The sequence below is a fragment of the Paraburkholderia caffeinilytica genome (assembly GCF_003368325.1).
In the GTDB taxonomy this organism is placed as follows: domain Bacteria; phylum Pseudomonadota; class Gammaproteobacteria; order Burkholderiales; family Burkholderiaceae; genus Paraburkholderia; species Paraburkholderia caffeinilytica.
In genome coordinates this window covers 3,357,755-3,379,940 of record NZ_CP031466.1, presented here as the reverse complement: position 1 = coordinate 3,379,940, position 22,186 = coordinate 3,357,755, and the positions used below count along the sequence as shown (strand labels likewise).

The following is a 22,186-nucleotide window of genomic DNA, read 5'->3' as shown; positions in this document are numbered from 1 at the left end:
CAAAGAAGTAGTTCGGATGCGCGCGCACCCGTGGGGTTTGCAGCCCGATCGAATGTTCAGCGGAGTTAGGCGTCTACGGCCCGATAGCGGTATTGTGTCGGCAACGCCTGCACCCACTGAATCTTCCGCTCATGCCGACCCGCTTCAACGCCGCTTTCACCGCCCTGCTCGCCGCCGCCTTGTTCGGCGCGACCACCCCGCTCGCCAAGGCGCTGCTTGGTTCGCTGTCGCCGTTTTTGCTGGCCGGACTGTTCTACCTGGGCAGCGGCACCGGTCTCGCCGCTGTGATTCTGGCGCGTCGCCTGAAAGGTCACACGAATGGCCAGCCGGTCAGTCAGCACCGCTTCCCGCTGCGCGAAGTGCCGTGGCTCGCCGGCGCGATCGTGGCCGGCGGTGTCGCGGGGCCGGCGCTGTTAATGCTGGGTCTGAAGACGACGCCTGCCGCCACCGGCTCGCTACTGCTGAATCTCGAAGGCGTATTCACCGCGCTGATCGCGTGGATCGTGTTTCGCGAGAACGTCGACATTCAGGTGTTCCTGGGGATGGCCGCGATCGTCGCGGGCGGTGTGGCCTTGTCATGGCAGCCGGGCGCGGCCGGCCTGCCGCCCGGCACGCTGCTGCTGGTCGGCGCCTGTGCCTGCTGGGCGGTGGACAACAACCTCACGCGCAAGGTGTCGACTCACGACGCGATGTTCATCGCCTGCATAAAAGGGCTCGTGGCCGGTTCGGTCAACGTGACGCTCGCGCTCACCTTTGGCGCCGCCTGGCCCAGGGCCGCAACCGTCGCGCTCGCCATGCTGACGGGTTTCGCCGGCTACGGCGTGAGTCTCGTGCTGTTCGTCGTCGCGCTGCGCAATCTCGGCACCGCGCGCACCGGCGCCTATTTTTCGGTCGCACCGCTATTTGGCGTGACCTTGTCGTGGCTGCTATGGCCGGAAATGCCGCCACCGCTGTTCTGGGTGGCTGCGGCCCTGATGACACTGGGTGTCTGGCTGCACATCCGCGAACGTCACGAGCATCCGCACACGCACGCCCCGCTCGACCACACGCATCGCCACCGGCACGACGCGCATCACCAGCACGAGCATGATTTCGCATGGGACGGCGACGAACCGCACACGCATCCGCATTCCCATACGCCGATCACGCACACGCACGCGCATTTCCCAGATATTCATCACCGGCACACACATTGATTTCCTGCCCCACCGCGTGGTGCGGGCGCTTATTGCAGTGCAAGACAAAAATCTCTGTGGAACGGTTTGTGCGATAGACCGATTCAATTGGCATCGCGGCCGATCGCATCCTCTAATGAAACTCCTGTCGTGCGTCCGTTCCCGGCAATCCCGCCGGTCCACCCGTTTGCCCCGGAGAGTTCCATGTCCCAGCCCGAGCCCAATGTCGACGAAGTGGTGAGAAGCATCGCAGAGGAAACCGATACCCCCACGGAAACGGTCTCGAAGATGTATGCAGACACACTGGCCGACTACCGGCACGAAGCGCGTGTGTTCGATTACGTGCCGCTGTTCGCCGCGAAAAAAGTACGCGACAAACTGCGCCATACCTCGGAACACAAACACTGATACGGCGGCGCGCGGAGACCACCGCCTGCTTGGCAGCACGCTGAATCGCCCCCGATGGCTCGCGCGGCGATTCTCCAGACCACGCACCGAATTATTTTTCCTACTGCCCGAACGCGCATTTATTTATTTTTCCGCTGCTAGACTCTGACCCGGATACATCGACTCGGGGGAAGACCGCATGCGGGTGACAATCGTAGGCGCGGGCATTGCCGGCTTGAGCACAGCGTGGTCGCTCGTGAAGCTGGGACACGACATCACGCTGATCGAGCAGAGTTCGATTCCGAACCCGCTTGCCGCCTCGGGCGACCGGCATCGCATGATTCGTCGCGCCTATGGCGATGCCGACGGCTACGCACGCACCATCGCCGAGGCGTTCGATAGTTGGGATCTGCTGTGGAATGATCTGGGCGTATCTCACTACGCGAACTGTGGCGTGCTCGGCATTTCGCAATGCGCCAGTGACGGCGCCGAGTTGTTCCGCAGCGGCCTCGACCGGATGAACTTCGACTATGAACCGCTCGACCCGCGCGACGCGGCCGAGCGTTATCCGTTTCTCGATCCCGCCACGTTTCGCTACGCTTACCTCGATCGGGATGGCGGCGCGTTATTTAGCGAACGCATCGCGCACGACATGAAAGCGTGGCTCAAAATGCGCGGCGCGGACATTCGCACCCACGCCAAGGTGCTCGCGGTCGATGCGCAAGCGGCCTCCGTGCGGATCGAGGACGACACGATCCTCCGTGCCGACCGGCTCGTGGTCGCCGCCGGCGCGTGGACGCTCCAACTGTTCCCCGCGCTCGCCGAAAAGCTGATGACGTATCGCAACGCGGTTGCCTATATCGAGCCCCCCGCGGATCTGGCGGACGCATGGTCGAATGCGCCCGCTATCGTCGATATCGGCGGCGGCAGCGGCGGTTACGTGCTGCCGCCGATCGACGGTGTCGGTCTGAAGTTCGGCGCGGGCGTGCACAAGTCGATTGCGCCTGATCCCGATGCCAATCGCATCGCGGCGCAGGGTGAAGGCGACCGTCTGCGCCGGTTGTTTTCCCCACCGTTCAGCCGCATCGACGAATATAAGGTTACCGAAGTAAAAACCTGCGCCTACACGTTCACTGCGGACCAACGCTTTTTTTCGAAGCGGCTCGGCAACACGCTAGTGGTGTCGGCATGCTCGGGCCATGGCTATAAATTCGGCGCGGCAGTCGGGCGCCGGGTCGCGCAAGCGCTGGATACCGACGACGACGCCGGGCTTGCGCGTTGGCTCAGAGCGGAAACGGTCTAGTTCTCTTTCGTCATAGCAATCAGACGTTCGCGGTACGGCCCAGCCCACGCACCACGGCGGCGAGTCGCGCCACCAGCGCATCCGCTTCGTGCGGTTTGACGCCTGCGTAGCCAAGCATGAAACCGTTGTAGCGCGCGGCGCCTTTGGCAGGCGGCTGACAAAACGCGCTCAGCGCGGCGATATGCAAACCGTGTTCGCGCGTCGCCGCGCTCACGTCCTGGTCGCGCAGCGGCACATCGAGCCGCATCGTCAGATGCATGCCGCCGCCGTCGGACGAAACCGTCACCAGGTCGCCCATATGCCGCTCGATCGCGCTCACCAGTGCGGCGCGGCGCTGCTGGTACAGTCGCCGCATACGCCGCAGATGCCGCGCATATTTCCCGCTGTCGATGAAATCCGCCAACGCGATCTGTTCAGCCACGCGCCCTTGCCGCGCGATCTCGCTGAGAGCCTCGTCGATGTCCGCGACGAGATGAGCCGGCACGATCATGAAGCCCATCCGCAATGCCGGGAACATCGTCTTGCTGAAGGTGCCGAGGTAAATCACCGGCGTGTCGACCGCGAGGCCCTGGATCGACGGCAACGGCGGACCGCTGTGACGCAGTTCGCTGTCGTAGTCGTCCTCGATGATCCACGCGCCGCGCGCCACTGCATTCTCGATGATCGACCAGCGCCGCTCCAGGCTCAACACACTGCCAAGCGGATATTGATGCGACGGCGTGATGTACATCAGGCGCGGTGGCGTCAATTGCCAATGATCGGGTGTCGGCGCCATGCCGGCGGCGTCGACGGGAATCGGCACCAGTTGCAAGCCAGCAGCCTGAAACGCGGCCTTTGCGCCTTGATAGCCGGGGTCCTCGACCCAGACGCTGTCGCCGGGGTCCGCCAGCATGCAGGCGCATAGATCGAGACTCGCCTGCGTGCCCGAGGTGATGAACACCTGCTCCGCCGAACACCGCACGCCGCGCGAGACGCGCACGTATTCCGCAATCGAGCGACGCAATGCGGGGTGCCCGGCATTGTTGCCGTAACCGAGCTCGCGCGGCTCGACAGCGCGCCATGCGCGCTCCATCGAGGCACGCCATTGCGCGAGTGGAAATTCATCGAGTGCGGGTACGCCGGGGCGAAACGGCGTGGGATCATCGGGATTCGTGCGCTCGCGCGGCAGGTCGGCGACGCGGCGCGACAGGCGATTTTCAGGCGTCTGCACGCTGCCGCTTGCGGCGGTGATCGAAGCCCCCGAACCGCTCTCCATGCTGACGATGGAACCATGCCGGCTCGCCGTGATGAAGCCCTCCTCGGTGAGCCGTTCGTAGGCGTAAAGCACCGAGTTGCGCGCAATGCCCAACTGTTCGGCGAGTGCGCGCGTGGCAAGAAGACGGCTGCCGTGACGGATATCGCCATCGAGAATCGCGCGACGCAGACTCTCGTAGAGCAAGTCCTGCTGCGTAAGCTTGCGCCCACCCATTGCACGCTCGACGTTCGACATCAACAGGCTGTAGTCCAAATTCGTGGCTCCAAATTTCGATCGCATTGTGGAGCTAACAATGGTGCCACAAATTTCTTATGCTGACGGTTCTGGAGTCGTCACTCGCCCACCACGCTAACCCTACAAGGAGCCCCCATGTCCGACGCGATTCAAATCCGCCCTGTCACGCCCGCCGACTTCGACGCCTGGCTGCCGCTCTGGGACGCCTACAACGCGTTCTATGGCCGCTCGGGCGAAACGGCATTGCCGCGCGAGATCACGCAGGTCACGTGGGGGCGTTTCTTCGACGCCTACGAGCCCATGCACGCAATGGTCGCCGAACGCAACGGCCAGTTGCTTGGGCTCGTGCACTTCCTGTATCACCGTCACACCACCATGGTGGCGCCGACCTGCTATCTGCAAGATCTCTACACGCTGGAGGCGGCGCGCGGCAAAGGAGTCGGCCGCTCACTGATCGAAGCAGTGTATGCGCGGGCCAAGGCAGACGGTTTGCAGCGGGTCTACTGGCAGACCCATGAGACGAATCACACGGCGATGAAGCTATACGACAAGGTCGCGGACCACTCCGGTTTCGTGGTGTACCGCAAGGCCTTGTGATACAGCGCAGCAAGCCCGCCTGACGGGCTTCGCATCTCCTCTTCGCATCCGCTCTTCGCGCCGCCTTCCTTGCGCGGCCCGGTATCGCATTCGCATGTCCGATGGTTTATTCAGCCGGCATGCGTACTGCATCGCCCGCACCGATTCGCACCGCAGCCGCTCCCCTCGCCGCTCAAGTTTGCGTGCAGCCTGCCGTTATCGCCATTGGACGGAGCACCACCTGGCTCCCACGCGACCTTGGGCGATCTCCTCACGGAGGGGCGCAAAACGAATCGGAAACTGTACATGCCTTCGATCATCGGCATCGATCTTGGAACCACGCATAGCCTTGCGGCCGTCTGGCGCAATAACGAAGCCGCTCTCATCCCGAACGCACTGGGCGACGTACTGACGCCGTCGTGCGTCTCGATCGACGACGACGGCTCGATCCTCGTGGGCCGTCCCGCCCACGACCGGTTGCATACGCATCCTGAACGCACCGCCGCGAACTTCAAACGCTACATGGGCACGAATCGCAACGTGTCGCTCGGCGGGCAGAGACTGCGTCCGGAAGAACTCTCTTCGCTGGTGCTCAAGTCGTTGAAAGCCGATGCCGAGGCGTTTCTCGGCGAAACGGTGAGCGACGCCGTGATCGCCGTACCCGCCTATTTCAGCGATGCGCAACGCAAAGCTACGCGCATTGCCGGCGAACTGGCCGGCCTCAATGTGCTGCGTCTCGTCAACGAACCGACTGCAGCCTCGCTCGCGTACGGCGTGCATCAGCGCGACAGCGAACGCAAATTTCTGATCTTCGATCTGGGCGGCGGCACGTTCGACGTCTCGGTGCTCGATTTCTTCGAAGGCGTGATGGAAGTGCGCGCCAGCACCGGCGACAATTTTCTGGGTGGCGAGGATTTCACCGAGGCACTCGTCGAGTTGTTCTGCCAGCGCACCAGCCTTCGCGCCGCGTCGCTGACGCCGATTGCCGCGCAGCGTCTGCATCAGCAGGCCGAACGTGCAAAACGTCTGCTCACGCAGAACGCGACCGAGAGCGTCACGCTCAAACTCACCGTCGGCGATGTCGAGCACACGCTCGAACTCGAAGCAGCTGCGGCGGAACGGACCTGCGAGCATCTGCTGCAACGGCTGCGCAAACCGGTCGAGCGAGCGTTGCGCGATTCGAAGATCGCCGTGGATGCGCTCGACGAAATCATCCTCGTCGGCGGCGCTTCGCGCATGCCGATGGTGCGCAAGCTGGTCTCGAAGATGTTCGGCCGCTTGCCCGCCGCCAATCTGAACCCGGACGAAGTCGTCGCGCTCGGCGCCGCCGTGCAGGCGGGACTCGTCACACGCGATGCCGGTCTCGACGAAATGGTGCTGACCGATGTCGCGCCGTATAGCCTCGGCATCGATACCGCGATGCAGGTGGGCGCCAATCAATATGTGCCGGGGCATTTTCTGCCGATCATCGAGCGCAACACGATCGTGCCGGTCAGCCGCATGCAACGCATTTTCACGGTGAGCGACCGCCAGCAGATGCTGAGCATCAAGGTATTCCAGGGCGAAGCGCGCTTGACCGCCGACAACGTGCCGCTCGGTGAATTCACGCTGGATGTGCCGCAGAAACCGGCCGGCCAGGCCGGCGCGGATGTGCGCTTCACCTATGACATCAATGGCGTGCTCGAAGTGGAAGCCACTGCGTTTCCCGGCGGCGTGAAGCGTGCAATGGTGATCGAAGAAAACCCCGGCGTGCTGACGCCGGAAGAAATCGGCGAACGGCTCGCAGCGTTGGCTGCATTGAAGATCCATCCGCGAGATCAACTGGAGAATCGCACGTTGCTCACGCGCGCCGATCGCGTTTATGAGGAAACGCTCGGCGAGCATCGGCAATATCTGGCCGCGCATATCGCGCGGTTCCAGTCGCTGCTCGAGCGGCAGAACGCCGAGGAAATCGCCCATGCGCGCAGCGAATTGAGCGCACTGCTGGATCGCTTCGATGTGCACGTGACGTACTGACCGGCTATGGATACGACTTCTGCCCATCACTGGCCGTGGGATCTGCTCGGCATTGCGGCAAACGCCGACGAGCGCACCGTGCGTCGCGCTTATGCACGCCTCTTGAAACAGCGGCGCCCGGATGAGGACGCCGAGGCGTTTCAGCGGCTTCGGTACGCGTATGAATCTGCGTTGCAGATCGCCAGCAACGGCGCGGCTGGGGGGATAGCCGCGGCATCCGCTTCAGCGCAAGTACCTGTGTCGATGCCGGTCTCGACGCTGACGCCGGCGCCGGAGCCGACCTCGGCGCGGAATGCGGCGAGCGCCAATGCCGAGGCCACTGTCGAATCTATACCCGCCACGGAAATTGCGCCGGGTTCGCGTCCGGCACCTTCAACGCAGAAGACGCCGCAATCATCCGGTTTCATACCGGCGCAACCTGAAGCGCGCCTTCGCGAACACGATGCCTTCGAAAGCGCTGTGCAGTTGTGGCAGCACTTCGCCTCGCAACGGGACCAGCTCGAGTCGCGCCGCTCGCTGCAGGATCTATTCGCCGCCGTCGTCAACATTCAGATGCGCGACGAACTCGAATGGCAAGCGCTGGTTCACTGCCTGAACGAGGATGCGCCCGCCACGCTGCGCATGAACCTGAGTGCGGTCCTCGGATGGCGGGACAACGCCGACCATCTGCGGCGGCGCAATGCGGCCGTCGCGACGCTCGCGCTGGACCGCGTATTCGCCGACGAGGACTACACAGCGCTGCGGCTGCGCTTCACGAATGCCATGGCGCTGCTCGAAGGGCCTCAGCCGCCGTTGGCGGCGGGTGCGCATGCACTGCTTCGCGCAGGCGTGCGCGTCGAGATGGAACAGTTGCTGACGGCGCTCAGTCGCTATCATCCGAATGTCGTGCGCCTGCGGCTCGACAGAGAAAAGGTCGAATTCTGGACACGCTGCCTGACGTTCCGAATCGGCGCGGGCCGCCTGTTCGGTCCGGCGCTCGCGCTCAGCACGTGGTGCGGTTTGCTGTTTGCCAACGCGTCGATGAATCTGAACGGCGATCGCTGGTTCGATCAATGGACGCCCGTCCAGTTGGCCGTGCTTCTAGCCACGGTGATGGTGACGCTGGTCGCCAGCGCCGCAACGACTGTGCTGCTATCCGAGCCGCAGCAACAGCGGCTGCGGGCGTTGCGTTCGATTGGCTGGCTGCGCCATGGCTGGATTCCGGTGTGGCTTGGCGCCACTGCCGCCGCGTTGTGTGACGGCGGTAGTGGGCGTTTGACCTCGGCTGCAATGGACATACTCGGCATCTGCACGATGTGGACCGCGTTGATCTATGGATGGCCTCGCATCAAACAGCTCGCGATACTGGCCGCCGTGGGGGCAACCGGCTTCGGCTTCGCCGGCCATTGGCTCTCCACCGATCCTCGCGCGTGGCAGATGCCGTTCGCGCACGGCGTGTTGTTCGCTTTCTTCTTCGCTTTTGCACAACAGGAGTGGCGCGGCTGGCTCGCACGCCGACCTCGCCTCGCGTGGTTTGGGGCGACGATGTGGTTGGCGGGTTTCGTCGCGTTGATCGTTTTGCTGTTGCAACGGGACGAGCGTTCGACGCAATTCGCGTGGGCGCTCTTTACGGTGATGGCAACGGCAGGTGGTGTGCTGGCGACGACACGTTGGACTGATTTGCGCAGCGCCGTGCCGGGGTTTTTTCGCGGCTATGTGCACTTTGGCTGGTTGGCGCTTGCATTGTCCAAACCGGACATCATTGCTTGTGTGAGTGCGGGGTTGATGAGTGTCTGGATTATTGAGGAACTGAAGCAGCGACGTTTGTCGCGGGGAAAGGCGGTTTGACAATAGTACCGTGCTCACGGCTTAAAGAAACGCCGCTCGTCGCCCAATGAGTAGAAGCTGCTCAGGCGAATTTCAAGCCGCACTCTTTGATTCTCCGAAAGTATTGACTGCTCCAGCCGGCCGGGCCAGGGGGGCGCAAGACATAACGCAAATTAGCACCCTCTGGTGATGTAGCGGCCAGATGGTAATGTCCGCTTTTAGCCGCATAGAAATGTCCGCTTTTGATGCCGTCGTATGCTAGCCACCCGCCGTTTTCGGGCGCTCTAGACATCGATGGCTGTGACAGAACGGATAACAATGACGATGCGGGAACTGGACAGATTCAAGGTCATCCAGGACGTGACGGAGGGACGGCTCAAGCCATGGCGTGCCGCCGAACGTCTGGGTCTGACGACCAGGCAAATACGGCGACTGGTGGCCCGATACCGCGAGTCTGGCGCGCCCGGACTGATCTCCCGCAAGCGCGGGATGCCCGGGAATCGGAGGCTGGACGGCGAACTGGCACAACGTGCTCTGGCCATCGTCCGTGAACGATACGTCGATTTCGGCCCGACACTGGCGTGCGAGAAATTGCGCGAATGTCACGGCATCCGACTCGCGAAGGAAACCGTGCGCAACCTGATGACGGAAGCCGGGCTGTGGATACCGCGCCGGCAACGCCCACCGAAGATCTACCAGCCGCGGGCCCGGCGCGCGTGTCTGGGCGAGCTGGTGCAGATCGACGGCAGCGATCATCGCTGGTTCGAGGACCGGGCGCCGGCCTGCACGCTGCTGGTGTATGTGGACGATGCGACGAGCCGGCTGATGGCGTTGCATTTCACGGCGACCGAGTCAACTTTTAGTTATTTCGAGGCGACTCGCGCGTACATCGAGCGCCATGGCAAACCCGGCGCGCTCTATAGCGACAAGTACAGCGTGTTTCGCAAGACGGGCGCCAACAAGGATGGCAATAGTGTGACCCACTTTGGGCGGGCGATGTACGAGCTGAACATCGACACCTTCTGCGCGAACAGCAGCCCGGCCAAGGGCCGCGTCGAGCGCGCGCATCTGACGCTGCAGGACCGTCTCGTGAAGGAATTGCGACTGCGTGGCATCAATACGATCGCCGATGCCAACGCGTTCGCCCCTGTCTTCATGGCCACCTATAACGCGCGGTTCGCCAAGCCGCCGAAGAGCGATTTCGACGCGCACCGGCCGCTGCGTGCGGATGAGAGCCTTGAGCTGGTGATGACGTGGCGCGAGTCGCGCAAGGTGACAAAGTCGCTGACCGTGCAGTACGACCGCGTAATGTACCTGCTGGAGGACACGCCGGAGCACCGCAAGCTGATCGATCGATATATCGAGATCTGGGAGTACCCCGATGGACGTATCGAACTCCGGGCGGACGGCCGTGTTCTGACGTGCAGGCAGTACGACCGGTTGGCCGAGATCGATCAGGGCGCAATCGTTGAACACAAGCGATTGGGCCACGTGCTCCAGGTTTCGCAGGCGATTCAGGCACAACGCGATAACAGCCGGATCGGTAAGGCACCTTCCCGGACTCATCTGAGCGCCCCAACCAAAGCCCAAAGTCGTTCGCCAGGCAAGAAGAAACAACGCGAGTTCAATCAGACCGACATCGAACATGCAATTGTGGATCTCGCCCAGCAAAGACAGGCGCAACCGCAACCCCGCAAACCTGGCCGGCGGTCTGCAAGGGACAGTGGAACGGACGTAAGCGCCCTGCCCGTACAAACGCCATCCTTCGACACTGCGTGATCTCTAACCCATGAAAGGTAAATCCTGAACCCCTTAAACCCGGACATTTCTATCTGGCCGGGAAGCGGACATCTCAATCTGGCCTCGACAGGTGAGCCGGCAGACGCAACGGCTCGCGCGATGACGGCCCGCCAGACGGTGCTAATTTCCCAGCGATACGATCGTGGCGTTCTCGACTCACTGGTTTTCTACTATGAGCATCGCCGCACGACTCGCCACCCTGCGCAAGCAGAAGGGCCTGACACAGCAGGCGCTGGCCGACGCCATCGGCCTGCCCATCACCCAGATCAAGCGCTATGAAGCCGGTACCTCGCAACCGTCCCTGGAGGCTATCAAGAAGATCGCCAGGACCTTGCGTGTGACCACCGATTCCCTGATTTTTGAGGAGGAGGAGCTTGAGGCTGACGCCGATCTGGCCATGCAGTTCCAGGCCATCGCCAGCATGCCCAGGAAACAGCAGTCCGTTATCAAGCAACTGCTCGAAGGCATGATCATCAAGTACGGGGCTGAACGATGGTCATCCAGACTGAAGTGATGTAAACGCAGCGCGGGCGATGAGTGCGTCAACACTTACCGCCCGCTGACCACCACCAACTCAGACAAGGAGTTGATCATGGCTGATGCCAATCATAAAGCACGTCCACCCGTCACCGAACGCTCTGTCACCATCCAGGAATCCTGGCGCTATCAGAAACCGGCACGCCTGCCCTTCCATATGCGCAAGGAGCCGGCCACCTTTCCGTGGATGAAGCTCTCCGGCCGATGGATCGAGACCGCCAGCTTTGAACCCGGATCACGCGTGCGTATCACCGTCGAACACCAGAAACTCATCATTACGCCGCTTTAAATGAAGAAGGGCCGCTCACGCGGCCCTTCTGTCATGCTATGAAACGTCGCTTGGCCGAGGCTTGTCGTCGGAACAGGGATATCCGACGGTTTCCAGCGACATGCCACAATCCGCCAACAACCTTATGGTTGATGATGAGATAGAAAACGGAAATACAATTGTTTCATTCAATTCATAAAATATGGCAACGCGCAAAACGTTTTCCGCCGTCTCGTCAAATCCACACACCTGCAGATTTCTTAAGAAATCCTGAATCTCTAAATCCACATCATCAACAACCCTCTCACTGGAAGAAAGCCAGACATGAATCTTCCGCCGCCCATCTGAACCCTCCCTTTGCCGAACGGCAAATGTTTTTTTCATGTTGTCAATCCCCGAGTCTTTCAACTCATGAAATTGAGCATCAACCCAAATGGTGAGTTTCATAATTCCGTCCTGACGGCAGTCCGCGACGCTGCATTGCATTGATTACACCCAGGGCCCGGCTGACCCAGACGCTTCCATTCTCCATATGCCCCTAGCGCCTCAGCTTTTGGCACCTGTCCGTTGCCCACCTTTTCGCCTGTCATATTGCCGCTGGCGTGATACCAGCGCCAAAAGTCTCGAGGAAGCCCATACAGGTTGTCCCATGGCCCAAGCCCAAACGGATCATTGAACTGAACCGGATTGCCGTTGACGTAGGCATACGCGTTCGTCTGCCCACTCGCCCAGCCTATGGGATCTTCACTGATGAACCTTCCGGTTTGCGGACTGTAGTACCTATTGCGGTAGTAATACAGCCCCGTCCCATCGTTCTCCCGGCCCGTGTACTGCTGCGCGTTCGGATCGGCCACCCCGGTTGGCGTCGTCTTCCCGTACGGCTCAAACCGGTACTGCGTCTGGCTCTGCTGGTTCGCATCCGTCAGCGCGATCACGTTGTTATTCCCATCGCGCAGGACATAGCGGTCCTGACCCGCATCGTCCCCGATACGCCGGTACGTCAGCTCATCCAGCCCGCTCTCCGGATACGGCGAGAGCTGACGCACACGGTGCGCGTAGTCGCCGTCTGCAATCGTGAAGGCCAGTTCGTCGCCAAGCCAGAACGACTGCGTCCGGCGACCATTGACCGTCTGGTCCCGGCGACGCCCGAAGATGTCATAGCTGAAGCTCGCCGTGACACCGCCGGTCATGCCGGCAAGCAGGTCCTGCGGGTTCCAGCTGTACTGGTTCGCACCATCGCTGGCCAGGTTGCCGTCACGCCATTGGCGAGCGTCGCCTGACTGCGCCGGCCGAGCGCATCGTAGGTATAACCGTCTGTCACCATCCAGGAATCCTGGCGCTATCAGAAACCGGCAAGCCTGCCCTCCCATCTGCGCAAGGAGCCGGCCACCTTTCCGTGGATGAGGTCGAGACCGCTGGTTTCGAACCCGGACAGCGCGTGCGTATCACCGTCGAACACCAAAAACTCATCATTACGCCGCTTTAAAATCAGAAGGGGCCGCGAATGCGGCCCTTCCGTCACAACTTGATCCACAAACACATCTACCTGTTTATGGCTATGCTCTTCGCAAGAAGAACAATCCATCCGCCATACACAGGCTCGATCTCAACGAACACTTTTTCCCCTCGTTCAATCGCAACCACTTCGCGCTCAATCACCGGCAACCAGACTGTCTCATTCCTCTGGTCACTGCTCACTCCGGACAGCAGAAGCGCTAGCGAATCCCGATAGTCATTCGGCTCACTCGCCGAATCCCACAGATGAATTCTGTCAACAATGTTCTGCTCGCGGAATTTGTCAGCAACAAAACGATCCACCCCTTCCGCAACCAGAGTGAAGCACTGCCTGGCTTGTCCGCGGAAAAAAATGCTGACGCCTTTATCGTCCTCAGTAAAGGTGATGCCAGTGACATGCGCCTCCACGAAACCAGAGAAATCAATCATCGATGCGCTCCCGTCTGTCATGGTTTTCGGGGCCACGGCGAGTAAGGACGCCCCGGTTCCTCGCGTGCCCCCCGGCCATTCATGCACATGATCCACCTCGTTGCCTTGGTGCGGTTTGTCATAGTCGCGCTGCGGCAAACCATCCGATCCGTATTCACGCCCCCGCCGCGGACCCTCAATCCAACCATTTGCCGGGCCCTCATCTGGTGGATTTTTTGGCCTATTGAAAGTCGACCCATCAAACAGATCGTTAAACCATTTCGGAACACCTCCCGAACCCGGATTGCAATTCGGTCCAACCGGTAGAGGTGGCGGAACGATCGGAATCGCCTGCAGCCCCGCAGGATCCGTGAACTGCACCGGATTCCCACCCCCATAAGCATACGCATTGGTCTGCCCACTCGCCCAGCCTATCGGGTCCTCACTGATGAACCTTCCCGTCGCCGGACTGTAATACCGCTCCCGATAGTAGACAAACGCTACTACGCCGACACTCATCGGTTTGCGGTTTGATAAGCGCGTCGTAGTTGTATTCGTTGAACGTACCTACGTCCGGTTGACCGTGACCGCCCGAGGCCCACGGCTGTGCCTGAGCAAGAGCCGTCGCGGGCATTTTCCTCTGCGTTCAAGTCACCGATCAGCTATTCTTGCTCAGCAAAATAGATGTCGAAATAGAGCGGCAGATTGAGCGTGGACAAGCTAGCAATTACATCCGGCTCCAGACCGGGACCTCCATTCCCAGTACTGGAGACCCAGAAGCAGCTCAACCAACATTTGCAACCTATGTCTTCTAACGTCGCCATTTGAAGCTGGGCTTGTGAGACAAGATTTACAATAAACTTCAGATGCTCACCGACGTCTCTGGAAGCAACAGATGATTGAGTGCTCCAAAACCATGCGAAGACTCCATTTCTGTCGGAGGTTAAGGTCGGAGGCACTAGCGAGAATTCGTCAACTGAATCAAAAATCTCAGCGCTTTTTGGATACACACAAAGTGTGACGAACGTTTCATCACATGCGGACGTAGCAGGATTATTCATTTTCGGCCCTTTTTAATGCATCAGCCCATTTAGCGACTACCAGGCACAGGACAGCCGAGCTGTTGCCACTGGTCCCATAGATCTCGAATGTCATCTTTGGTGAAGTTTTCGTTGGGCGCTCGGCCCATAATAGCTTTCTCACCATGCGCCCACCGCTGGAATGTTCGATCGTTATAGCCGTACCATTTGTCGCCCGGAGCCAGCCCGTAGGGATCGGAATTGGAGACCGGATTGCCGTTGACGTAAGCATACGCGTTCGTCTGCCCACTGGCCCAGCCTATCGGATCCTCGCTGATGAACCTGCCCGTTTGCGGACTGTAGTACCTATTGCGGTAGTAATACAGCCCCGTCCCATCGTTCTCCCGGCCCGTGTACTGCTGCGCGTTCGGATCGGCCACCCCGGTTGGCGTCGTCTTCCCGTACGGCTCAAACCGGTACTGCGTCTGGCTCTGCTGGTTCGCATCCGTCAGCGCGATCACGTTGTTATTCCCATCGCGCAGGACATAGCGGTCCTGACCCGCATCGTCCCCGATACGCCGGTACGTCAGCTCATCCAGCCCGCTCTCCGGATACGGCGAGAACTGACGCACACGGTGCGCGTAGTCGCCGTCTGCAATCGTGAAGGCCAGTTCGTCGCCAAGCCAGAACGACTGCGTCCGGCGACCATTGACCGTCTGGTCCCGGCGACGCCCGAAGATGTCATAGCTGAAGCTCGCCGTGACACCGCCGGTCATGCCGGCAAGCAGGTCCTGCGGGTTCCAGCTGTACTGGTTCGCACCATCGCTGGCCAGGTTGCCGTTCAGGTCGTAAGCCATCGTCCTGCCCGACCAGCGCGTGAGCTGGTTGGCCGCGTTGTACTGTGCGTCGTTCACCGCCTGCGGCAGGTCCACCTTCGCGAGACTCCCGCCCGCCTTCGTGCGACGGCCGCCCGGATCGTAGCCGTACGTCAGATCGCCCAGCACGCTGCCGTCGGCGCGTTTGTATGTGATGCCCGTCAACTGGCTGGCGGCATCCCATGTGTAGATCGCCGTCATGCCGTTGGCGAGCGTCGCCTGACTGCGTCGGCCGAGTGCATCGTAGGTATAGCCGAAAGTACGCGGCGCCTCGCCGTTCACCTCGTACTGGATCTGCGTGACACGGTGTCCGGCGTCGCGGCTGTAGGTCACCACCGCATCCTTCATCTCGATGCGAGCCAGATCCCGGCTGTCGGCCGCGTACCGGAACCAGACGCGCCCCTGCTGGTTCGCTGACGAATCGAACCACTGGCTGAGTTTGCCGGTGACACTGTCGTAGTAAGCGCTCGTACCGCCGGGTGCCCGGTCATTGCCGCTATCGCTCGTATCCTGCAGCCGGCCAAAGGCATCCCGGCTGTATCCCAGACTTCGAACCGGCTTCGCCTTCGGATTGCCGTCCGGCATGAAATACGTCGACTGCAGGCGGCCCGCCGCGTCATACGTGTACACCCTCAACTGGCCCCTGCGGTCGGTCACGCTCGCCAGCTGCCCCGCGCTGTTCCACGTATACGTCTCGTTGTGGCCCAGCGGGTCGGTTTTACTCACCGGCCGGCCGATCGCGTTGTAGGCGTAACGGGTCGTCACGCCCTTTGGGTCGGCCTGGCTGAGCAGGTGGCCGTTGCGATCCCACGTGAAACGGGTCACGCCGTTCAGTGCATCGGTGAGCTCAGTCGTGCGGTCCAGCGCGTCGAGCGTGCGCTTGGTCGTGTTGCCCAGCGGGTCCTGCACCGCCGTCACGCGACCCACGGCATCGGACGTGAACTGCGTGGTGCGGTTCAGCGGATCGGTGACGCTGGTCAGATCCGCGCCGGTATACGTGAACTTCGTCACGCCCCTGAGCGCGTCGGTCACCGTCAGCGGGCGGCCCTGGCTGTCGTTCGTCTGCGTGGTGCGGTTGCCGAGGCGGTCCGTGATGGTCAGCAGGTTGCCCCTCGTGTCGTACGTGTAGACCGTGGCGACGCCCCGCTGCCAGTCGCCGGCCTGCGCATCGGTGAGCAGCTGGCTGTAACTGTCGAAGGTGCGTTGAATGAGTGTCCCGAACTGGTCGGCTTCACTGACGCGGTTGCCGTTCCCGTCGTAGCCATAGGTGTACTGGCGATCTCCTGCCGTGAGGTTCGTCACGCGGCCGGTCGCGTCGTACGTGAAAGTCTGCACCTGCTGCTCCGGCTGGCCAGCCGGATAGGTGTTGCGCACCACCCGTCCGTTCGCGTCGAACTCCAGACGGCGAATGCTGCCGCGGCGGTCCGTCACTTCGGTCTTTGTCACGTTGCCGCCCGTGACCGTATAGGCGAGGCCGAACGTGCTGCCGTCCGCGAGCTTTTGCGCAACCACGCGGTCGTTGTCGTCGTAGGTGCTGGCGACCTGCAGATTGCCCTCGGGGTCGGTGACGCTCACCAGCCGTGATTTGCTGTCCCAGCCGTATTTCCACACGCCGCCGCCTGCGTCCGTGACCTGGGTGAGGCGGTCCTGGCTGTCGTAGGTGTAGCTGACCTGGCGGTTCAGCGGATCGGTCACGCGCGAGACGAGCCGTGTGCCGCGCGCACCGGCCACCGTCGTGAACGTGAGCTTGCGGCCGTTGGGGCTGGTGATGCCGGTGATCGCCCCGCTCGCGCTGTCGCGGGCGATCACGACCGCATTGCCGTTGCGGTCCTGCACGCGGCTTAACCGGTATAGTCCGTTGACCATTGCGAACTGCTGCACCCGGCCGTCGCGCAGCGTAAGCGTCATACCCGCACTGCCGCCACTGATCCCCGCGCGATAGTATTCGCCCGGGCTCGTCAGGTCGTCCCACGCCGTCGTGGTGCCTGCGCGCGGGGTGAACGGCACCCGCACACCGCTCGGCAGGTACAGTTCGACGCGTGACCGCACACCACGGTCATCCGCTGCGCTGAACACCAGATGGCTGTCGTACGCAAACGTCGTCCCCACGCCGAACACGCCTGCCACCGGACTTCCGGATGCGTCATAGGTACTGCTGCGATAGACCCGCGCGAGATCCAGCGCGATCGTGTCCGCAACATGCAGGTCATGCGCGACCAGCCCGAACTGGCCGGTGAACAGGTTCACCGGGTCGGCCCCGGACGTGCTGCCGCCACAGCCGGCCGTCGCGTCAGCGGCGCAGCCGCCGGCGCCGCCGGGCTGGCCGTCGGGAAGATCGCCCTCTGCGGCAATGGCGCCCTCGGCCGGCACGGGTCCGACGGTAACGCCGTCAGTTGAAGCGCCGCCGCAATACGCGGCAATGGTCGACGGGTTGCCGCAGATGTAGCCGCCCATGCCGCCGAAATCGGCCGCAGCCGCCTTCAGTGAACATTGCGGGTCGGTCGGAAAGGCGCCGGCTTTGGCGTAGGCCATTGGACATTCCATGGCGCGCGCATGCGGTGCGGCGAACCACGAGATCAGCACGAAGAAAAACAGCACGAACGGGCGCAGCAGCGCGCGACGCGCCGCGAGGGCATCGATGAGTCGCATAAGAATCTCGAGAAACCGGGAAAGGAATCGAATGCCGCGCGTCTAGCGCGTGGCGGCTTGCGCCGAAGCAACTGAATCGGGCAGTGCCCCGGCACCGGAGTGAGGCGAGCCATCAGCATGGTGGGCATTGGCCACCGAAGACACCGCCCCCTCCCGCCGAATCCCTGTGATGTTGCCCGCCGCGTCGTAGTCGTAGTACGCAGTAGCGCCGGTCACCGTGACCGACGTGAGACGGCCCAATGCGTCGTACCCGTAGGCGATATCATCGGCGTGGGCAGACATCACAGGCATCAACAGGCAAACCGCAGCACAACAACTTGCCACACGTCCAACTAGCCCCCTGCAACTTTCCCAGCATGCCCCGACACAGGCGTACAAACTCCCAGATGAATCAACCATCAATGTCCTCTCTATTTATAGGTTTACTAACTAATAGAAGGATATTGAAAAGCAGATCGGTTTTATAGAGGATTGTTCTGAACTTGAGTAGTAGATTTCTTACGCTGCACTCGAGTTTCGAAGAACTATGCGCTAGCGCAAATTCCTTCCAAATACACGGGTCGCGCTTGCCGGTTAAATCGTCAGTGTTGCCTTCCAAAAACAAAGAGCGCACCACCCAGTGCGCCCTTCGCCTTCCTGCCATTGCGGCACTACAACATCAACCGCCCACCCAACCCATCACACGCTCGAAAGCATCAAGCCTCGAGCTGCTCCAGCACCTTGCCCTTGGTCTCAATCCCAAGAAAGTGCACCGCGATCGCCGCGATAAACGGCACAGCCGCGAGAATATAAAACGCCACGTCCAGATTGCCGCCGATCATCGTCTTCGAAACGATCGCCGGCGCAAAAATCGCCGCCACCTTCAGCCACGCGCCGCCCACACCGCAGCCCATCGCACGGATACTCGTCGGATACAGCTCCGGCGTGTACACATACGCCGTGATGAAGCCACAAGCGAGGAAGCCGAGCGAAAACGCGCAGCACGTCGCCACCACATACACAGACGAATTGTGGAACACACCCGCCAACAGCAACGACAGCGCACACGCCACGAACGACAAGTTAATGATCGGCTTACGCCCCACCTTGTCGACCAGCAACGCACAGGTCAGCGAACCCAGCACGCCCAGCACCGAGGCGGCTACCGCCAGATTCAACGCCAGTTGCAGCGGCGCGTGATAAACCGTGCGGTAGATCGTCGGCAGCCAGGTCGACAGGCCGTACTGAATGAAGCCGCAGGTGATCCAAAGCATTGCAACAGCCATCGTGCGCTTCAGATACGCCGGACCGAACAGATCGGCCATACGGCGCTTCGGATGGCGATTGGCCAGCGCATCGAACTCGGCCGAATTGGCAACCGGCGGCAGCGGACCTTTCACAGCCCGCTCGAAAGCATGCACCGCGGTATCGGCATCGGTCATCCGTTCGCGTTCGGCCAGCCAGCGCGGTGACTCCGGCACCAGCTTGCGCAGCACGAAGAACAGAATCAACGGCATGCCGCCGATAAAGTACATCGCCTGCCAGCCGAAGCGCGGCACGATCCACGCCCCTAATGCATTGGAAGCGAGCAAACCAACCGGAAAAACGATTTCATACAACAGCACGAAGCGGCCACGCCCATGCGCACGGCTGATCTCGTTGATATAGGTTGCGGCCACGGGCAATTCACCGCCGAGCCCAAGCCCCTGAATCACACGCAACACGACAAACGCCGCGAAGGTCGGCGCAAAACCGCACGCAATACTCGTCATGCCGATGATCCCCGAGCTCAGCGCAATCGCCTTCACGCGGCCCTTGCGCTCCGCATACCACGGGAACACGAACGCGCCGATCAACTGCCCGACCGAACCGGAGCCGATCAGAAAGCCGATTTCCCACGGCGTCAGATGCCACTTCGCAATCAGGATCGGCAGCGTGGCCGCGATCGCGATTACGTCGAAGCCGTCGAAGAACGTCGCGAGGCCGATCAGGATGCGCGCGCGCACCTGCATCGCATTCTTCGGCAAGCGCTCGAGACGCGCGATGATCGAGCCCCGGGTCACGGGGCCTGAGACACCGGCGCTGCTGCGGTCCCCCATGGTGTTGTCGATGGTTCTCATGCCGTGGTGCCGTCCGTAGGTGTGGTTAGGCAAGCGCCGTTGAGGCGTCGGTCAGGGTGGCCAGGTCGATCGTCCGGCCCTGGTTCATCCATTTGCGCGACAGTTTCAGTTCGCGCGGCGTATTGATGGCGATCACACCGCGAATCGCGCTGTCTTCCAGATGGAAAAGCGTGGCGCGTTTGCCCGGCAGATCACCGCGTATGGCGAGTTGCGCATCGCCTGGAATGTCGCCGAGGATCTGCAGATTGACGTCATATTGGTCGGACCAGAACCACGGAATGTCCGCATACGGTTCGAACTTGCCGAGCAAAGCCTTTGCCGCCGAGATCGCCTGGTTCTGCGCGTTGGCCCACGATTCAAGGCGCACGCGGCGCTTGAGCCAAGCGCTCGGATGATTGGCGACGTCGCCGCATGCGAAGATGCGCGGATCGTCGGTCGCGCCGAAATGATCGACGACAATGCCGTCGTCCACCTTGATACCCGCGGCTTCCGCCAGCGCCGTGTGGGGTGCGAGGCCGATGCCGGCGACCGCGAAATCCGCGTCCAGTGTCGAGCCGTTGGCGAACGTTGCGCGGATGCGGTTGGCGTCGTTCGGATGATCCGCAATCGACACGAGCGACGCATTCAGACGCACGTCCACGCCATTCTCACGATGCAGTTGCAGCAGGAAATCCGACACCATCGGCGGCAACGAGCGAGCGCACAGACGTGGCGCGCCTTCCACAACCGTCGCTTGCACGCCGAGCTTGCGCGCCGTCGCCGCGACTTCGAGGCCGATCCATCCCCCGCCGACCACCAGCACCCGTTTGCTCCCGCGCAACCGTTCGCCAAGCACGACAGCTTCGTCGAGCGTACGCAGATAGGCGAGGTGCGAGGTCTTCACCAGCGCGTCCGGCAAACGGCGCGCCGCGCCGCCGGTTGCAATCACGAGCCGGTCGTATTGCACTTCACGGCCCGACTGCGTGCGCACGATACATTGTTCGCGATCGATCGACGTCGCGCATTCCGGCTGCCATGCTTCGACATTCAGCGCGTCGAAATCGTCCGGTTTCACGAGGCGCACGGTTTCGATATCCGCCTCACCGGCAAGCACGGCCTTCGACAACGGCGGCCGCTCATACGGCAGATGGATCTCGTCGGCGATCATCACGAGGCGGCCGTCGAAGCCTTCCTTGCGCAACGTCTTCACGACCCAACCCGCCGCCTGACCGCCGCCGATCACAACGATCGTGCGCGGCGCTTCGAGTCCGGCATGCGCGGCTTGCGCCTTTTCAGCAGCAGCGTCAGTCATTTTTCCGCTCCGTCATGAACTTGCCTTCCGGCGCCTTCGCATTTTTCTGGCGACGTGTATTGCCGTCGATGCCGCCGTCGATCGCCCATTCGGCGAACACGGTCGGGCCCGGTTCGAAATCGCGTGGCTGCCATTCGGGCGTGAGCTGGTCTTCGTCGGCGTAGTACTCGATCAGGCCGCCGGCCGGATTCTGGAAGTACCAGAAGTAAGCCGACGAGACCGGATGACGTCCCGGACCGAGTTGCGTATCCCAACCGCAGCGGCTGATATGCATACCGCCGCCGAACACTTCGTGGATATCGCGCACGGTGAACGCCACGTGATTGAGACCGCGCTTACCGCCCGGCAAGGCCAGCAGGAAAATGTCGTGATGGCCGCCGTGCGGTGCGCAACGCATGAACGCGCCGCGGCCCGGATAACGGTCGGACATTTCGAAGCCGAGCAGCTCCTGGTAGAACTTTTCCTGTTCCGCGAGTTGGTTCGTGAAGAACACGACGTGGCCCACTTCGACCGGTTCGGCGCGTTCGTAAATTGGCGACGGTTGATCGATACGCAGCGTTTGACCCCACACGTTCGACGGTGAACCGTGGATATCCAAAGCACGCTTGCGGGTCACTTCAACGCGAATCGCCATGCCGTTCGGATCGATACAACCCACGGCGTCGTCCGTTTCGAAGTGGCCCGGTTGACCCACAAAGCGGCCACGCAGTTCGTCGAGTTCCGCTTTCGTTGCGACACCCCACGTCACTTCACGCAGCGTCGGACCTTCTTCGAAAGCGGGCGGCAGCGACGGGTCGTTTGCGTCGATCACAAGAATCGTGCAGCCGTTCAGCGTTTCGAAACGTGCGTGTGTTTCGTCATGCGCGACTTCCTTCAAACCCCAGTCCGCGAAAAAGCGGCGACAGGTGGCGAGATCCGTCACGCCGTAAATAATCTGTTCAATGCCGAGAATCGTCATAACGTGCCTCTTGCG

20 protein-coding genes are annotated in these 22,186 nt (G+C 61.6%); 9 read left to right on the top strand and 11 right to left on the bottom strand.

Annotated elements, in window-relative coordinates:
* Window positions 1-131 precede the first annotated feature (131 nt).
* From DSC91_RS14835 to DSC91_RS14825, 3 genes are all read left to right on the top strand, one after another.
* Window positions 132-1,196 (top strand): DMT family transporter, encoded by a 1,065-nt coding sequence (locus DSC91_RS14835; RefSeq protein ID WP_115779418.1) that lies wholly within the window; start codon window positions 132-134, stop codon window positions 1,194-1,196.
* A 183-nt stretch (window positions 1,197-1,379) separates the two neighbouring features.
* Window positions 1,380-1,583, top strand: coding sequence for a DUF3562 domain-containing protein (locus DSC91_RS14830; protein WP_115779416.1), 204 nt, complete (start codon window positions 1,380-1,382; stop codon window positions 1,581-1,583).
* A 178-nt stretch (window positions 1,584-1,761) separates the two neighbouring features.
* A complete protein-coding gene (locus DSC91_RS14825) occupies window positions 1,762-2,865 on the top strand; it encodes an NAD(P)/FAD-dependent oxidoreductase (RefSeq protein WP_115779414.1) in 1,104 nt (367 codons plus the stop codon).
* 19 nt (window positions 2,866-2,884) lie between these two features.
* Here DSC91_RS14825 and pdxR read toward each other — a convergent pair whose 3' ends face one another.
* Window positions 2,885-4,372 (bottom strand): MocR-like pyridoxine biosynthesis transcription factor PdxR, encoded by a 1,488-nt coding sequence (gene pdxR, locus DSC91_RS14820; RefSeq protein WP_115779412.1) that lies wholly within the window; start codon window positions 4,370-4,372, stop codon window positions 2,885-2,887.
* A gap of 117 nt (window positions 4,373-4,489) precedes the next feature.
* Between pdxR and DSC91_RS14815 the strand changes: the two genes are divergently transcribed.
* The 6 genes from DSC91_RS14815 to DSC91_RS14790 all read left to right on the top strand — a co-directional run bounded on the left by DSC91_RS14815 (window position 4,490) and on the right by DSC91_RS14790 (window position 11,378).
* The gene (locus DSC91_RS14815; RefSeq protein WP_115779410.1) at window positions 4,490-4,951 is read left to right on the top strand and encodes a GNAT family N-acetyltransferase; all 462 of its coding nucleotides are present in this window, start codon (window positions 4,490-4,492) and stop codon (window positions 4,949-4,951) included.
* A gap of 285 nt (window positions 4,952-5,236) precedes the next feature.
* Entirely contained in the window at window positions 5,237-6,946 is a 1,710-nt protein-coding gene (locus DSC91_RS14810; protein ID WP_115779853.1) for a molecular chaperone HscC, read from the top strand.
* Window positions 6,947-6,952: 6 nt separating this feature from the next.
* On the top strand, window positions 6,953-8,773 hold the full coding sequence (locus DSC91_RS14805; protein WP_115779408.1) for a J domain-containing protein: 1,821 nt from the start codon (window positions 6,953-6,955) through the stop codon (window positions 8,771-8,773).
* A 273-nt stretch (window positions 8,774-9,046) separates the two neighbouring features.
* Complete coding sequence (locus DSC91_RS14800; protein ID WP_115779406.1) at window positions 9,047-10,531, top strand: ISNCY family transposase; 1,485 nt, start codon at window positions 9,047-9,049, stop codon at window positions 10,529-10,531.
* A 193-nt stretch (window positions 10,532-10,724) separates the two neighbouring features.
* Window positions 10,725-11,066 (top strand): helix-turn-helix domain-containing protein, encoded by a 342-nt coding sequence (locus tag DSC91_RS14795; protein ID WP_229758389.1) that lies wholly within the window; start codon window positions 10,725-10,727, stop codon window positions 11,064-11,066.
* 78 nt (window positions 11,067-11,144) lie between these two features.
* On the top strand, window positions 11,145-11,378 hold the full coding sequence (locus DSC91_RS14790) for a SymE family type I addiction module toxin (RefSeq protein WP_115779402.1): 234 nt from the start codon (window positions 11,145-11,147) through the stop codon (window positions 11,376-11,378).
* A 36-nt stretch (window positions 11,379-11,414) separates the two neighbouring features.
* Here the strand turns inward: DSC91_RS14790 and DSC91_RS14785 are convergent, their stop codons facing one another.
* From DSC91_RS14785 to DSC91_RS14740, 10 genes are all read right to left on the bottom strand, one after another.
* Complete coding sequence (locus tag DSC91_RS14785) at window positions 11,415-11,804, bottom strand: hypothetical protein (RefSeq protein ID WP_115779400.1); 390 nt, start codon at window positions 11,802-11,804, stop codon at window positions 11,415-11,417.
* A complete protein-coding gene (locus DSC91_RS14780) occupies window positions 11,801-12,547 on the bottom strand; it encodes an RHS repeat-associated core domain-containing protein (RefSeq protein WP_244218016.1) in 747 nt (248 codons plus the stop codon). The genes DSC91_RS14785 and DSC91_RS14780 overlap by 4 nt, the downstream gene beginning before the upstream one ends.
* A gap of 152 nt (window positions 12,548-12,699) precedes the next feature.
* Window positions 12,700-12,891: a hypothetical protein gene (locus DSC91_RS37490; protein ID WP_162831288.1), complete on the bottom strand. Its 192-nt coding sequence runs from the start codon at window positions 12,889-12,891 to the stop codon at window positions 12,700-12,702.
* 8 nt (window positions 12,892-12,899) lie between these two features.
* Window positions 12,900-13,799 carry an RHS repeat-associated core domain-containing protein gene (locus tag DSC91_RS14770; protein WP_115779397.1) on the bottom strand — a complete coding sequence of 300 codons (900 nt, stop codon included), beginning with the start codon at window positions 13,797-13,799 and terminating at the stop codon, window positions 12,900-12,902.
* A gap of 143 nt (window positions 13,800-13,942) precedes the next feature.
* Entirely contained in the window at window positions 13,943-14,341 is a 399-nt protein-coding gene (locus DSC91_RS14765) for a DUF4279 domain-containing protein (RefSeq protein ID WP_115779394.1), read from the bottom strand.
* Between the two features lie 29 nt (window positions 14,342-14,370).
* Window positions 14,371-17,823, bottom strand: coding sequence for an RHS repeat-associated core domain-containing protein (locus DSC91_RS14760; RefSeq protein ID WP_115779392.1), 3,453 nt, complete (start codon window positions 17,821-17,823; stop codon window positions 14,371-14,373).
* 42 nt (window positions 17,824-17,865) lie between these two features.
* Window positions 17,866-18,114, bottom strand: coding sequence for an RHS repeat domain-containing protein (locus DSC91_RS14755; RefSeq protein WP_229758392.1), 249 nt, complete (start codon window positions 18,112-18,114; stop codon window positions 17,866-17,868).
* Between the two features lie 404 nt (window positions 18,115-18,518).
* The gene (locus DSC91_RS14750) at window positions 18,519-19,922 is read right to left on the bottom strand and encodes an MFS transporter (RefSeq protein ID WP_115779388.1); all 1,404 of its coding nucleotides are present in this window, start codon (window positions 19,920-19,922) and stop codon (window positions 18,519-18,521) included.
* A 25-nt stretch (window positions 19,923-19,947) separates the two neighbouring features.
* Window positions 19,948-21,213, bottom strand: a complete 1,266-nt coding sequence (locus DSC91_RS14745; protein WP_115779386.1) for an NAD(P)/FAD-dependent oxidoreductase — start codon at window positions 21,211-21,213, stop codon at window positions 19,948-19,950.
* Window positions 21,206-22,171 carry a VOC family protein gene (locus DSC91_RS14740; protein ID WP_115779383.1) on the bottom strand — a complete coding sequence of 322 codons (966 nt, stop codon included), beginning with the start codon at window positions 22,169-22,171 and terminating at the stop codon, window positions 21,206-21,208. Before DSC91_RS14740 ends, DSC91_RS14745 begins: the two co-directional genes overlap by 8 nt.
* Between the last annotated feature and the right edge of the window lie 15 nt (window positions 22,172-22,186).